The sequence below is a fragment of the Paenibacillus sp. FSL P4-0184 genome (assembly GCF_038004625.1).
GTDB lineage: Bacteria > Bacillota > Bacilli > Paenibacillales > Paenibacillaceae > Paenibacillus_AQ.
Genome location: NZ_JBBORN010000001.1, coordinates 4,748,194 through 4,763,138 on the forward strand (window position 1 = coordinate 4,748,194; position 14,945 = coordinate 4,763,138).

The 14,945-nt window shown below is 44.0% G+C and carries 12 protein-coding genes; all 12 read left to right on the forward strand.

Annotated elements, in window-relative coordinates:
- Nucleotides 1–19: 19 nt before the first annotated feature.
- On the forward strand, nt 20–598 hold the full coding sequence (locus MKY52_RS20970) for a hypothetical protein (protein WP_339796794.1): 579 nt from the start codon (nt 20–22) through the stop codon (nt 596–598).
- A complete protein-coding gene (locus MKY52_RS20975; RefSeq protein ID WP_341053185.1) occupies nt 595–1,239 on the forward strand; it encodes an endolytic transglycosylase MltG in 645 nt (214 codons plus the stop codon). The genes MKY52_RS20970 and MKY52_RS20975 overlap by 4 nt, the downstream gene beginning before the upstream one ends.
- Nucleotides 1,240–1,400: 161 nt before the next feature.
- Nucleotides 1,401–2,102 (forward strand): 30S ribosomal protein S2, encoded by a 702-nt coding sequence (rpsB, locus tag MKY52_RS20980; protein WP_036688493.1) that lies wholly within the window; start codon nt 1,401–1,403, stop codon nt 2,100–2,102.
- Between the two features lie 132 nt (nt 2,103–2,234).
- On the forward strand, nt 2,235–2,885 hold the full coding sequence (tsf, locus tag MKY52_RS20985; protein WP_042189425.1) for a translation elongation factor Ts: 651 nt from the start codon (nt 2,235–2,237) through the stop codon (nt 2,883–2,885).
- A gap of 105 nt (nt 2,886–2,990) precedes the next feature.
- Nucleotides 2,991–3,719 (forward strand): UMP kinase, encoded by a 729-nt coding sequence (gene pyrH / locus MKY52_RS20990; protein WP_036688491.1) that lies wholly within the window; start codon nt 2,991–2,993, stop codon nt 3,717–3,719.
- Nucleotides 3,719–4,273 (forward strand): ribosome recycling factor, encoded by a 555-nt coding sequence (gene frr / locus MKY52_RS20995; RefSeq protein ID WP_042189424.1) that lies wholly within the window; start codon nt 3,719–3,721, stop codon nt 4,271–4,273. Before pyrH ends, frr begins: the two co-directional genes overlap by 1 nt.
- Nucleotides 4,274–4,351: 78 nt before the next feature.
- Nucleotides 4,352–5,119 carry an isoprenyl transferase gene (locus MKY52_RS21000; RefSeq protein WP_042189423.1) on the forward strand — a complete coding sequence of 256 codons (768 nt, stop codon included), beginning with the start codon at nt 4,352–4,354 and terminating at the stop codon, nt 5,117–5,119.
- Between the two features lie 21 nt (nt 5,120–5,140).
- A complete protein-coding gene (locus tag MKY52_RS21005; RefSeq protein ID WP_042189422.1) occupies nt 5,141–5,944 on the forward strand; it encodes a phosphatidate cytidylyltransferase in 804 nt (267 codons plus the stop codon).
- A 20-nt stretch (nt 5,945–5,964) separates the two neighbouring features.
- Complete coding sequence (locus tag MKY52_RS21010) at nt 5,965–7,104, forward strand: 1-deoxy-D-xylulose-5-phosphate reductoisomerase (protein WP_341053187.1); 1,140 nt, start codon at nt 5,965–5,967, stop codon at nt 7,102–7,104.
- A gap of 247 nt (nt 7,105–7,351) precedes the next feature.
- Complete coding sequence (gene rseP / locus MKY52_RS21015; RefSeq protein ID WP_042189420.1) at nt 7,352–8,626, forward strand: RIP metalloprotease RseP; 1,275 nt, start codon at nt 7,352–7,354, stop codon at nt 8,624–8,626.
- Nucleotides 8,627–8,651: 25 nt separating this feature from the next.
- Complete coding sequence (gene proS, locus MKY52_RS21020; protein WP_042189419.1) at nt 8,652–10,100, forward strand: proline--tRNA ligase; 1,449 nt, start codon at nt 8,652–8,654, stop codon at nt 10,098–10,100.
- A 274-nt stretch (nt 10,101–10,374) separates the two neighbouring features.
- On the forward strand, nt 10,375–14,703 hold the full coding sequence (locus MKY52_RS21025) for a PolC-type DNA polymerase III (RefSeq protein WP_339242107.1): 4,329 nt from the start codon (nt 10,375–10,377) through the stop codon (nt 14,701–14,703).
- Nucleotides 14,704–14,945 lie beyond the last annotated feature (242 nt).

The following is a 14,945-nucleotide window of genomic DNA, read 5'->3' on the forward strand; positions in this document are numbered from 1 at the left end:
GTTAAAGGAGATAAGGCACTTGCAACCATGGGTGTATATTGTGCTAGTAGGTGTCGCCGCTATTCTTTATGCCCTTTTACTTCCGGCGCGTATGAAGGAAGGAAAAGCAGAGCAGCAAAGCCTCAAAGAAACGGAGGCAGCGCTTGAGCTATATATGGCTGACATAGAGCGCGAGAATGAAGAGCTAGCACAGTTGGTCAGCAGTATTAAACAGCAATCACAAACTAATCATGTAGCAATGCAAGGGCAGATTAGTGATTTGCAGCATCAATTGACAGAATTACAACAAAGCTCTTTATTACTAGAGGGCCGAGTAACTAACGAAGAAAAGCGGTTAAGAGAGTTAGAAGTTTCGGTTGAGAAGGGTTCGTATGCTAAGGTTGCTGCGATCGGAGACCCGTCTGCCGGAGCTGAATTGAGTTCAATACAACCAGAAGTGAAAGCGAAACCCATTAGTTCTATTAAATTGCGGTATCCAAGATTATTTGAACTACATGAGCAGGGGAAATCGATAGACTCCATTGCCAAGACGGCTGGACTTCAGCGGGGAGAAGTGCAACTGATTCTGCAACTCGCCAAACAGGAGGAATCGGTATGATGAAGAACCGTTCTTTTTTGTTCGGTCTTGGCACAGGGCTAATTGCAGGCGCACTATTACTTCAGTTAATGATATCCGGTGGAGCGGCTCCACTCACCAAGGAACAGGTAATACAAGGTGCTGAGAAATTGAACTTGAAGGTTATCGACGAATCTACTGAACCACCTTCTGATGAGTCTGCTTTGGAGGACGCTGTTCAAGGTGAGAAGACAGACGGCGTTAATGAGGGAAGTACGGAGAACGTGGAACCTTCTAAGCCTACAGTAGCGGCTTCTCCCGCTCCTGTAGTATCTCCTACAGTATCTGATAACCCCAATAAGGTTGTCCCTCCTAAAGAGCCCTCAACGCCTAAAGAAGGCACTATTGAGAAGCCAGAGGTCACTACTGCACCATCTGCTGTTGCACCTGATAAGCCTAAAGCCACTGCGAATGCAGGGGTTGTTGTTCGTATACCTTCAGGTAGCACACTGACAAAAACAGCAGATATTTTGGAGAAGGCTGAAGTTATTAAGGACAAGGCTAGTTTTCTTAAAGCCGCCAATCAACGTCAGATCAATACGAAGATTCAATCGGGTTCTTACACCTTTAATAAAGACGAGAGTCTAGATTCTATACTAGAAAAATTAATAAGTTTTCAATGATCGTTGCATACACTAATAAAATATGGTATAGTAATTGACGGTGTTAAAACACACGCCGGTTGATTTCGACAAGGGGTGCTTTCTTCTGAAGAAAGTCTTGCTGAAAGATGACGCACGGCGGAGGAGACACACAATAAACCAAACTTAGGAGGTGTGTGAAGATGGCAGTAATCTCCATGAAACAGCTTCTAGAAGCTGGGGTACACTTCGGTCACCAGACTCGTCGTTGGAACCCAAAGATGGATCGTTATATCTTCACTGAAAGAAACGGAATTTACATTATTGACTTGCAAAAAACAGTCAAGAAGGTAGAAGAAGCTTACAACTTTGTAAAAAGCGTCGCTGGTGACAACGGCACAATCCTATTCGTAGGAACAAAGAAACAAGCACAAGATTCCGTAAAAGAAGAAGCAGAACGTTCCGGTATGTTCTTCATTAACCAACGTTGGTTGGGCGGAACTCTTACTAACTTCCAAACTATCCAAAAACGTATTGATCGTTTGAAGAAATTGGAATCTTGGGAAGAGGACGGCACTTTCGAAGTTCTACCTAAGAAAGAAGTTATCCTTCTTCGCAAAGAGAAAGATCGTCTTGAAAAATTCTTGGGCGGTATCAAGAACATGAAAGGTCTACCAAGCGCGTTGTTCATCATTGACCCGCGTAAAGAGCGTATTGCAGTTGCAGAAGCTCGCAAATTGGGTATTCCAATCGTAGCTATCGTTGATACTAACTGTGATCCAGACGAAATCGACTACGTAATTCCAGGTAACGACGACGCTATCCGCGCCGTGAAATTGTTGACTGGTAAAATGGCAGACGCTGTTGTTGAAGCTCACCAAGGCGAAGACACAACTACTGCTTAAGTAGCGACTAACACATACAAGAACTTAAATGAAAAGGGTGGTTGGCAGGTGGATAACCTCTCACTGCCCTTTTTTTAGGATAAAAGCCTTGAATAATGTAAGAAAACGACAATTACCTGGAGGGAATAAACAATGGCAGTTGATGCAAAAGCAGTAAAAGAACTTCGTGAAAGAACAGGCGCTGGTATGCTTGATTGTAAAAAAGCGCTTGAAGAAGCTAATAACGATATCACTAAAGCGGCTGAATTGCTTCGTGAAAAAGGTTTGTCCGCAGCAGCAAACAAAGCAGGACGTATTGCTACTGAAGGCGTTGTAGAATCTTACATCCACGCTGGCGGCCGTATTGGTGTACTTGTAGAAATCAACTGCGAAACTGACTTTGTAGGTAAAACAGATTCCTTCAAGGATTTTGCTCGCGATATCGCTATGCAAATCGCTGCAGCAAACCCACGTTATGTTCGTCGTGAAGAAGTTCCACAAGAAGATGTAGAAAAAGAAAAAGAAATCCTGAAAGCTCAAGCTTTGAACGAAGGTAAGCCTGAGAAAATCATTGAAAAAATGGTTGAAGGACGTATTGGTAAATATTACGAAGAATATTGCTTGCTTGAGCAAACCTTCGTTAAAGACCCAGACAAAACGATCTCCCAATTGCTGAACGAAAAAATCAGCACAATCGGAGAAAACATCTCGATCCGTCGTTTTGCTCGTTTTGAACTAGGCGAAGGTTTGGAAAAGAAAGTGGATAACTTTGTTGAAGAAGTTATGGCACAAGTAAATAATTAATATCAGCTTCATCATAACTGTGAAGAATTGAATAAAGGCAAGCATCAGAAGAGCGGAACACGTACACGTAGTGTTCCGTCTTTTGCAGAAAGTGAGGGTATACATTTGGAACAGCCGGTATTTAAGAGAGTAGTCCTTAAGGTAAGTGGAGAGTCTTTGGCAGGACAAAACGGATATGGTATTGATGCCGACATGATTATTTCCATCGCTGAACAGATCAAGGAAGTTGTAGAGCTTGGCGTTCAGGTTGCGATTGTTTGTGGTGGAGGTAACATTTGGCGCGGGATCGCTGGTAGTGCAAGTGGCATAGATCGCGCTACTGCAGATTATATGGGCATGCTGGCAACAGTAATGAATTCACTTGCTCTGCAGGATGCATTAGAACAAATCGATGTGCCAACAAGAGTGCAGACTTCGATCTCAATGCAGCAAATTGCTGAACCGTACATTCGTCGTCGTGCGATTCGTCACTTGGAGAAGGGCCGTGTTGTTATTTTTGCAGCAGGCACAGGTAACCCTTTCTTCTCTACAGATACTACTGCAGCACTTAGAGCAGCAGAAATCGAAGCAGAAGTTATTCTGATGGCGAAGAACAAGGTTGATGGTGTATATTCAGCAGATCCGTTTAAAGACAGCACAGCCGAGAAATTTGAACAGCTCACTTACATGGATGTTCTGAACAAAAACCTTGGTGTTATGGATTCCACAGCTTCATCTCTATGTATGGATAATAATATACCGCTCATTGTATTTGCCATTACTGAACAAGGCAATATCAAACGTGTCGTTCTCGGTGAGAAGATCGGAACGATTGTTAAAGGGAGTGTAGATTAATGCCACAATCGGTCAAAAAAAATGCCGAAGAGCGTATGGAAAAAGCGATTTCATCGCTGAAACGTGACTTGGCAACATTGCGTGCAGGACGTGCAACAACATCACTGCTAGATCGCATTCAAGTTGAATATTATGGTTCCCCAACTCCAATCAATCAGCTGGCGAACATCAGTACTCCGGATTCCCGGACACTGTTAATCCAGCCGTGGGACAAAACATCGATGTCTGACATTGAACGGGCGATTATGAAATCGGATATCGGTTTGACGCCTGCTAATGACGGCACAATCATTCGTCTTTCTATCCCTCCGCTGACTGAAGAACGTCGGACGGATTTGGTGAAATTGACGAAGAAATTTGGTGAAGAAGCGAAAGTAGCGATCCGCAACATTCGCCGTGATGCCAACGATGATATTAAGAAGATGGAGAAAAACGGTATCTCGGAAGATGAGTCCCGTGGCCATCAGGAAGACATTCAAAAGACAACGGATAAGTTCATAGCCGAGGTCGACAAAGTGCTTGTATCCAAAGAAAAAGAGATTATGGAAGTATAAAGATATTCTAGAGACTTAAGGCCCCTCCGTTAATGGTGGGGTTTGTCTCTTTCTGATAAGAGCTTGGAGGAAACGGAAATGATCAAACGGGTTCAAGCGTGGCTGAGCCGTAAAGACAGGCAACAGCCAGTCGAGATTTCACCGGATAACATTCCCCGGCACGTGGCTGTTATTATGGACGGCAATGGGCGTTGGGCTAAGCGTCGCGGGTTGCCGCGCGTTGTGGGTCATCAGAATGGCATGAAGGCTGTTAAACGTGCTACAATCGCTGCAGACGAACTGGGTGTTGAGTTTTTGACGATGTATGCGTTCTCGACAGAAAATTGGAAACGACCAAAGGAAGAAGTCGATTATCTGATGCGCTTGCCAGTGGAGTTTCTAGCCATTGAGCTTGATGAACTGATTGAGAAGAATGTCCAAGTACGTATGATGGGGGATACAGATGCACTACCTTCATACACACGCAAGGCTATGGAAGAAGCGGTTTCTCGAACACAGGGCAATACTGGACTTATATTGAATTTTGCTCTTAATTATGGGGGACGTAAAGAAATTGAGGACTGCATGCGCAGCATTGGTAAGGACATCCAATCAGGGGCTTTGTCACCGGAAGATATTACGACTGATCTAATCGATAGCCGAATGTTATCTGGTGGGTTACCAGATCCGGATTTGCTTATACGTACAAGCGGAGAAATGCGACTTAGCAATTTCATGCTATGGCAGCTTGCTTATAGTGAGCTGTGGTTTACTGATGTGTATTGGCCTGAATTTGATAAGGAGCATTTGCATCAGGCAGTTGCTGAATATCAACGCCGTACACGCCGTTATGGTGGACTGAAGTAGCTTGATAGGAGATGGAAACCTTTGAAGCAGCGATTGATTACCGGAATTGTTGCCGGAGCACTATTTTTAGGCTTATGCGTGTTGGGAAACTGGCCATACCAGTTGTTACTTACTGCCATGGCTTTTATCGGGTTTTATGAATTTGTGAAAATGATAGGGATACCTGCGCTTTCCGGTTCTACCGTTCTTGGTTATGCAGCCATTCTAAGTTTTATGATCCCTTGGAATTTGCTTGGGATCTCTGCACCCTTATCGTGGGAACAAGGAATTTGGATTCTGCTGCTGTTGTTCCTTTTAGTTACAGTTTTTACTAAAAATAAATTAGATATTCGAGTAACAGCCTTGCTGTTTACTGGTATAGTATACATTGGAATGGGTTTTTCTTATATGGCCATGGCTCGTGCATCGGATGACGGACATGGTTTGTTCTGGACTTTTTTACTCCTTTTCTGCATTTGGGGTAGTGATGCCGGGGCTTACTTTGTTGGAAGAAGCATGGGGAAGAACAAACTTTGGCCTGCCATCAGTCCCAACAAAACGGTGGAAGGTGCAGTAGGTGGGGTACTGATCTCGATGCTAATCGCGATCGTATTTGCAATATTTGCTCCTGAACATCTAGCGATAGGACGAGCGCTACTTATAGGGCTTTCTTGTGCGGTCTTGGGTCAGCTTGGTGATCTTGTGCAATCTGCCTATAAACGTGCGTATGGTATCAAAGATTCAGGCACACTTCTGCCAGGTCACGGTGGTATTCTTGATCGATGTGACAGCTGGATTATCGTATTTCCATTCGTACATATCCTAACGCTCATGCCTTACTATTAACGGAAGGAGAGGGTATAACTATGAAAAAAATAAGTGTTCTTGGTTCCACAGGTTCGATCGGCACTCAGACTCTAGATGTCATCGCTATGCACCCAGACTCTTTTCAAGTAGATGGCTTGGCAGCTGGAACGAATACAGCGTTATTGCTGGAACAAGTTCGTCGGTTTAATCCTCGTCGTGTTTCTGTTGCAACAAAGGAGTTGGCAGATGAGATTAGATCCAGTCTGCCTTCTGGCATACAGCTATACAGCGGGAATGAAGGTCTTGTTGAGGTGGCAGCTGGTGGAGATGCCGAAATGGTCGTAACGGCTGTTATGGGTAGTGTAGGCCTCCAATCCACGTTAGCTGCGATCGAAGCAGGCAAACATATTGGACTAGCTAATAAAGAGACTTTGGTAACGGCAGGACACCTCGTCACTGATCTAGCTAATCGTAAGGGTGTTAAGTTGTTACCTATTGATAGCGAGCATTCTGCTATTTTTCAGTGCTTAAATGGTGAGAATCTCGCGGATATTGCTTGCATCACTTTAACGGCTTCTGGTGGATCCTTCCGGGATTTCACTCGTGATCAACTCAAGAATGTAACAGTAGAAGATGCACTTCGTCATCCGAATTGGAGCATGGGCGCGAAAATCACGATTGATTCTGCTACAATGGTGAATAAAGGGCTTGAGGTGATTGAAGCGCATTGGCTATTTGGTCTACCTTATGAACAAGTAAATGTACTTTTGCATCCAGAGAGTATCATTCACTCATATGTGGAGTTCCGCGATAGCAGCATTATTGCTCAGCTTGGTAATCCCGATATGCGTGTCCCGATTCAATATGCGCTCACGTATCCTGAACGCTGGGAATCGCCGGCACAGCGTTTGTCGTTAGCTGAAGTTGGACGTTTGACTTTCCGAGAAATGGACTATGAACGTTTCCCTGCGCTTAAGCTAGCCATGGATTGTGGAAAAGCTGGAGGGACAGCTACTACTGCTTTTAATGCTGCGAATGAAATTGCTGTTGCTCGTTTCTTGAGTCATGAGATCCCATTCCTGCGAATTGAGGAGATCATCGGGGAAGTGCTGCATCGTCATATTAACGAGAACAATCCGAATTTGGAACAAATTGAATCCTGTGATAAGCGTGTTCGTGAGCTGGCAGCAACGCTGTAGAAGGTAGAAAGTTCTCTTTTTAAAAATATAAGAAAGTATAAGTTTCACTTTATACATTATCCTTATATTTCTCGCGTAAACGCGTACCGTCTCCTTAAGGGATGCCAATGGCGTTATTGCTTGACTGGAAATACTTACTTTGCCCTAAAAATAGGTTGGGACAGTTGATTCTCTTGTGCCTGATCGGAGAATAATGATAAATTAAGAGGACATACTTCGGTCTTACACCTAAAGGGGGATGATACGTTTGGAAATGGTTCAAGTCGTTTTATTAACGGTGCTCATGTTTTTTGTCCTGGTGACTGTACATGAATGGGGTCACTATTATTTTGCCAAACGCGCCGGTATTCTCGTGAGGGAATTTGCTATCGGTTTCGGTCCGAAACTGTTTTCTTATAAACGGAATGAGACACAGTTCACTTTGCGTTTACTGCCTTTTGGCGGTTATGCTCGGATGGCTGGTGAAGATCCAGAAATTATTGAAATTGGCTCAGGACAGACGATTGCAGTAAGACTCGGTCAGGATAACAAAGTGAAAAATATTTATCTGGACGCACTGGATACACGTAAAAATGTAATCCGTGGTGAGGCTTTGCATACTGATCTTGAAAATGATCTGCAAATCCGCTTGGATGTGGATGGCGAAGTTACTACTTATGATGTTCATCCTCAAGCGATGATGATTAAAGGAACGCAACAGACTCAAATTGCGCCTAAAGATCGCCAATTCGGTAGTAAGACCGTGGGTCAGCGTGCATTGGCTATTGTTGCGGGTCCTGTGATGAACTTCCTGTTAGCCTTTGTTCTGTTTGCCATCCATTTGCAAATGGTTGGAATTCCGGTGGAGAATCCTACTTATGTTAAGATCGGTGATGTCTCTGAAGGAATGCCTGCACAAGAGGCGGGATTGCAGAAGGGTGACATTATTGTCTCCATCAACGGTGAGAAGATTGGTGCCGATTACCAAAAAATGATTGACTTAACCTCGGAGTCCAAAGGGAAAGAAATGAAATGGATGCTTCAACGTGGTGATGAGACCCTTAATGTGACTCTCGTTCCTCGTAGCATGGAGGGACAAGAAGGCGGCAAAATCGGGATTACACCTGAACTTCCTACCCGCAAAGCAGGGGTTGGAGAGACGTTGACAGGTTCAGGTAAAGCTATGGTCGATACGACGGAAGCTATCTTTCTGGGCTTTAAGCAATTGATCAATAAATTCAATATGGATGATATTGGAGGTCCGGTTCGTACCTTTGAAGTAACCGGTCAAATTGCCCAACAAGGCATTCAGTATCTTACCTATTGGGCTGCTATCCTAAGCTTGTATCTGGGGATTTTCAACCTATTGCCGATTCCAGCACTCGATGGAAGCCGTCTGGCGTTCCTAGGTGTGGAGGCATTACGCGGTAAACCTGTAGATCCGAGTCGTGAAGGTATGGTTCACTTTGTCGGATTTGCTCTGTTATTTTTATTAATGATTGCTGTTACGTATAATGATATTTTACGTTTGATCAGCGGCTAATTTTCTTCGGGAGGCATTCCATTACATGGCAAAAGATAAGCAATTCGTTACGGAAATCACGCCGCAAAGCGAGGATTTCTCACGCTGGTATATTGATGTTATAAAAAAAGGAGACTTGATGGACTACTCTCCTGTTCGTGGCTGTATCGTATTTAAGCCAGAGGGCTATGAAATATGGGAGCATATTCAGGAGGAAATGAACCGCCGCCTCAAGGAAACTGGGCATCGTAATGCTTACTTTCCAGTGTTCATTCCAGAGAGTTTCTTTCAAAAGGAAAAAGATCATATTGAAGGCTTTAATCCCGAACTGCCATGGGTAACTGAGGCTGGTGGAGACGTGCTTGAAGAACGTCTGGCTGTCCGACCTACTTCTGAGACCATGTTCGGGCACATGTATTCCAAATGGATTCAGTCCTATCGTGATCTTCCTGTACTTATCAATCAATGGGCGAACGTGGTTCGTTGGGAGAAGCGTACTTTACCATTTATCCGCACTACTGAGTTTCTTTGGCAAGAAGGGCATACTGCGCATGAGAATGAGGCCGAAGCTCGTGAAGAAACCATGAAGATGCTGGATAACTACCGTGATTTTGCCGAGACATTCCTTGCCATTCCGGTGATCACTGGACAAAAGACACCTTCCGAGCGTTTTGCTGGTGCAGTAGATACGTATTCTATTGAAGCGATGATGAAAGATGGACGTGCTGTTCAGGCTGCTACCTCACATTACTTGGGTACCAAGTTTGCAACAGCATTTGAGATCCAGTATTTGAGCCGCGACAATAATTTAGAATATGTGCATACCACCTCATGGGGATCCACTACACGCTTGATTGGTTCGCTGATTATGGTGCATGGCGATGACCGTGGTCTTGTTCTGCCACCTAAGGTAGCGCCAACTCAAGTGATTATGATTCCAATCGGACCTCCTAAAACTCGCGAAGCCGTGATTGGACGGACAGACGAGCTGTTCAAGGAGCTGAAGAACGCAGGTGTTCGTGTACGTGTGGATGATCGTTCGGATGTAACGCCAGGTTGGAAGTTCAATGAATATGAAATGCGCGGTATACCTGTACGCTTGGAGCTTGGACCACGCGATATGGAGAATGGCGTTTGCGTTATCGTATCCCGTGTCACAGGTGAGAAGAAGGTAATTCAGCAGGAGAACCTTGTTGAAGAGGTACAAGCAATGCTCGAGCAGGTTCATAATGAAATGTTCGAACGTGCCCTGAAATTCCGCGAGGACCATTTCTATTCTGTAGATTCCTTGGAAGAAATGAAAGCTTCAATGGAAGAAAAACGCGGCTTTGCACTAGCTGGCTGGTGTGGTTCCGAAGAATGCGAGTCCAAAGTTAAGGAAGAGACAGGTGCGGGTAGCCGCAACATTCCTTTCGATCCGGCGGAGAAGAAGCAAGTCTGTATTTGCTGTGGCAAACCAGCTGAGCATACAGTGGTTTTTGCAAAGGCATATTAATCTTTTGGTACCGATCAACAGTCTTGTAGTATTTTAATCTAGCTTCTGGAGAGAGGAGTCAGCGGGCCGAAAAAACCCAATGCTTTTTGAATCCAGAAGCTTTTTAAAATATAAGAATAAAGTATAAGTTTCACACTATACTTTATCCTTATATTTTCACGAGAAACAGTTATCATCTTTAAAAGACGACAACGTCGTTTCTTCTTATCATATTGTACTTTCACTGAATATCATTGATTGTGTTTTACGGAGTTATCAAAGGTGGGAGGAAAGCATGGAACAAAACCAGGAGAGAAGAAAAAGATTCGAGCTCTTGATGAAGCAAGGTGAAATTCCACCTGCAATTATGGATCCCTACTTTTTAGATGGATATATAGAGCGTGTAGAGATCAGCCGTGGTAACCGAGACTGGCAAATTGTGATTGCGAAAGAAAGTCTGGTTCCAGCGCAGGTATACCGGACATTTTGCCTCAGAATGCGCGAGAAGCTACAGCATATAGCCAAAGTAAGCTTTTTATTCGTATATGATCAAAAAGTTAGTAGAGCAGAGCTAGTCCAAGAATATTGGGGATTGTTTCTGGAGTGGGTGACTCGCGAGATCCCTTCGGTTAATGGCTGGCTGACACGTTCTACCCAAGAGCTTAAAGATGACACTTTAATGCTGACGATGAGTGACTCCACTTCTATGGAGCTGGCTCGTAAAAAAGGCATCGATGGGGCAATTATTAAATTTTATGATAAGTATTTCGGTCTCTCCTTAAAAGTTAAAGTGCTAATGGCAGAGAACGAAAATAATAATGTTGAAGCATACGAAGAATTTCAGCAAAAGCTTCAGCAAGAACAACGCGAGATCGTTGAGCAGATGATGACTGCTGTAGAAACAGAAGCTCCTGCTGATGATAGCGATCCTAATGAAGTAATTAAGCTTCAAGTGGGGTATGAAATTAAGGAACAGGCCGTGCCGATTCTTGAAATTCAAGATGAAGAGAAGAAAATTACAATTCAGGGTACCATTTTTGGTCTGGATCGTAAGGAACTTCGCAATGGCAGTACTTTGTTCACCTTCAGTTTGACCGATTTCACGGATTCTCTACAAATGAAGATGTTCGCGAAGACTAAAGATGATCTGAAGGTTATGAGTCAGCTAGCAAACGGTAAATGGGTAAGAGCACGCGGGAAAGTTGAATATGACCGTTTTATGCAGATTCCTGAGCTAGTGATGATCCCTTCGGATTTAACGGAAGTTAAGGCACCGCCTGCGCGTAAAGATACGGCTCCTAAGAAACGGGTGGAATTCCACCTTCACACTACGATGAGTACGATGGATGCAGTCACTCCGATCACTACCTATGTCAAAACAGCTGCCCAGTGGGGGCATCCTGCGATTGCTATTTCTGATCATGGCGGAGTTCAGGCTTTTCCTGATGCGAACCATGCAGCTCATAAGCATAAGATAAAAATGATTTATGGCGTGGAAGCCAATGTTGTGAATGACTCTGTTAATATTGTCGAGAATGCTCAGCCTTTGGACTTGAAGACAGCTACCTATGTAGTGTTTGATATAGAGACCACGGGGTTATCGATTACCCGCAATAATATTACGGAGCTGGCGGCCATTAAAATGTGCGAAGGCAAAGAAGTAGACCGTTATTCTACTTTTGTTAATCCGCATGAGAAAATCCCTTATCATATTCAGCAATTGACCAATATTACGGATGAAATGGTTAAGGATGCTCCTGATCTTGAACCAGTGCTGCGTAAGTTTGTTGAATTTGTGGGTGATAGTATCCTTGTTGCTCATAACGCCAGATTTGATATGGGTTTTATTCAGGCCTCGTTACGTAAAATAGGTGAACCTGTGCTTCCGAATCCATCTCTTGATACGCTTGAGCTCGCTCGGTTACTATATCCAAGCATGAAGAATCACAGGCTGAACACATTAGCCGATAAATATAAAGTTCTTCTGGAAAGCCATCACCGTGCGATTGATGATACCATAGCGCTCGGCGGTATATTAACAGGATTGCTCGCAGATGCTGAAAAGATGAAGGGCATGACCCGCCTTGATCGACTAAACGATTATGTGGGTAATGATCTTTCGAACACAAGACCATTCCACTGTAATATTTATGCACTTAATCAAGTAGGCAAAAAAAATCTCTATAAGCTCATTTCCATGTCACATACGGAATATTTCAAACGTGTACCTTGTATTCCGAAATCCAAGCTGGAAGAGCATAGAGATGGACTGCTCGTGATTTCCGGTTGTGAACGTGGAGAGTTTTTTGAAGCAGTACTCAACAAAACGACTGAGGAAGCCATGGAGGTTGCTCATTTTTATGATGTGCTGGAGATTCAGCCATTGACCATGTACATGCACTTAGTGGACAAGGGCTTTGTAGCAGGCCCTGATGAGCTTCGCGATGTAGTCCGCAAGGTTTGCGAAATAGGGGAACAGTTGAATAAACCTGTTATCGCAACGGGGAATGTGCATTATCTTGAACCCCGGGACAAGCTGTATCGTGATATTACGATTAATGGGATCACAGGCTTTAGTCCGCTTAAAGACCAACGCAAACCGGATGCACACTTCCGCACAACGGATGAAATGCTGTCTGAATTCGAATTTCTCGGTGCTGAAAAAGCGATGGAAGTCGTGGTTACGAATACAGTTGAGCTGGCAGAACGTTTTGAAGAGCTGGAGCTATTTCCAGATAAGCTATTTACACCAATTCTTGAAGGGGCGGACGAAGAAATTCGCGAGACCTGTTATAACACTGCCAAATCCATTTATGGCGAAGAACTACCTGAAGTAGTTATTGCCCGTTTGGAGAAAGAGCTTGCACCGATTATTAAATTCGGGTTCTCTGCCAACTATTTGATTTCTGAACGTCTCGTTAAAAAATCAAATCGAGATGGATATCTCGTAGGCTCGCGGGGTTCTGTAGGCTCTTCTGTAGTAGCTACATTTCTTGGAATTTCAGAAGTTAATCCTTTGCCTGCGCATTATATTTGCCTAAACCCCGAGTGTCGCCATAGTGAATGGTTCCTGGACGGTAGTGTGCGTAGCGGATTCGATTTACCAGATAAAGTCTGCCCGGATTGCGGTCAGAAGCTCAAAGGTGAAGGCCAGGATATTCCGTTCGAGACCTTCCTTGGATTTAAAGGGGATAAAGTTCCCGATATCGACTTGAACTTCTCAGGGGAATATCAGCCGAATGCACATAACTTTACCAAAGAAATGTTTGGTGAGAAAAATGTATTCCGTGCCGGAACGATTGGTACCGTAGCCGAGAAGACAGCCTTCGGATTTGCAAAAAAATACGAAGAACTTCACCAAAAACGTTGGCGAGGAGCTGAAGTTGGCCGTCTGGCGGCTGGCTGTACAGGCGTTAAACGTAGTACGGGACAGCATCCTGGTGGTATAGTCGTTGTTCCAGACTATATGGAGGTAGAAGATATTACGCCAGTACAATTCCCGGCGGATGATGTCAATGCCGAATGGAAGACCACACACTTTGATTATCACGCTTTTGACGCGAATTTGCTGAAGCTTGATATTCTGGGTCATGATGATCCGACGATGATGCGGATGCTGCAGGATTTGACAGGTGTTGATCCAACTTCTATCCCGATGAATGATCCGAAAGTAATGAGCATGTTTAACTCTACAGATGCACTTGGAGTGAGACCTGACGAAATCAGATCACCGGTTGCGACCTATGGTGTGCCCGAAATGGGTACCAAATTCGTACGTCAAATGCTTATTGAGTCGAAACCGTCCAGCTTTGCTGACTTACTGCAAATATCAGGTTTGTCTCATGGTACTGGAGTTTGGCTTGGTAACGCGCAAGAGCTTATAAAGAATAACACTTGTAACATTAAGACCGTTATCGGTTGTCGGGATGACATCATGCTCTTCTTAATTTATAAAGCGGGAATGGATGCGAGCTTGGCCTTTAAAATTACCGAGAGTGTTCGTAAAGGTAAAGGTTTATCTGACGAATGGATCGAGGAAATGAAAAAGTGCAAGGTTCCACAATGGTATATTGATTCTTGTCTGAAGATTCAATACATGTTCCCGAAGGCGCATGCTGCTGCATACGTAATTTCTGCAGTGCGTACCGCCTACTTCAAGCTGTATCATCCTATTGAATATTATGCGACTTATTTCTCTGTACGTGCAGCAGATTTTGATATTGAATTGTGCTGTAAGGGATATGAAGCGATCAACCGTCAGATCGTAGAAATTGAGCAAAAAGGATTTCAAGCTTTGCCTAAGGAAAAGGCTATGTTGCCTGTCCTTGAGATGGCTTTGGAGATGACGGCACGTGGGTTTACATTCAAAAACATTGATCTTTACCGTTCGGAAGCGAATAAGTTTATTGTTGATGACAAGAGTTTGATTCCTCCGTTTTCCGCATTAGCGGGAATTGGTGAGAATGCTGCTATCAACATTGCTGCTGCGAAAGATGCCGGGGAGTTCCTTTCTATTGAGGATTTCCAGCAAAAATCCAAGGCGAGTAAGACAGTTATTGAGCTGCTAACCAATATGGGCTGCTTCCGCGGTTTACCGGAGAGCAATCAACTTTCCCTATTTTAAAGGCTTTAACAACACTTATTTCATGGTAAGCAGAACCGGCTTTGCCGTCCTTTTAGGGACGGTACCGGTTTCTGCGAAAAATACAAAACGTATAGGATGACGTGAAACTTATACTTTCTTGTATTTCTAGAAAAGAGAGCTCCAAAGGGGGAGTCAAGGGCTAGCACTTGTCAGTCCAGACTCACTATGGTATAATTTCTTTGGTAATAATGAGATAAGTCCGTTGTGTAAAGAGTGGGGAA

Coding starts and splice junctions, on each gene's coding strand:
- proS (WP_042189419.1), top strand. CDS start 8,652: ATGGCAAAAGATAAGCAATTCGTTACGGAAATCACGCCGCAAAGCGAG.
- MKY52_RS21000 (WP_042189423.1), top strand. CDS start 4,352: ATGATCAAACGGGTTCAAGCGTGGCTGAGCCGTAAAGACAGGCAACAG.
- MKY52_RS21010 (WP_341053187.1), top strand. CDS start 5,965: ATGAAAAAAATAAGTGTTCTTGGTTCCACAGGTTCGATCGGCACTCAG.
- rpsB (WP_036688493.1), top strand. CDS start 1,401: ATGGCAGTAATCTCCATGAAACAGCTTCTAGAAGCTGGGGTACACTTC.
- frr (WP_042189424.1), top strand. CDS start 3,719: ATGCCACAATCGGTCAAAAAAAATGCCGAAGAGCGTATGGAAAAAGCG.
- tsf (WP_042189425.1), top strand. CDS start 2,235: ATGGCAGTTGATGCAAAAGCAGTAAAAGAACTTCGTGAAAGAACAGGC.
- MKY52_RS20975 (WP_341053185.1), top strand. CDS start 595: ATGATGAAGAACCGTTCTTTTTTGTTCGGTCTTGGCACAGGGCTAATT.
- MKY52_RS21025 (WP_339242107.1), top strand. CDS start 10,375: ATGGAACAAAACCAGGAGAGAAGAAAAAGATTCGAGCTCTTGATGAAG.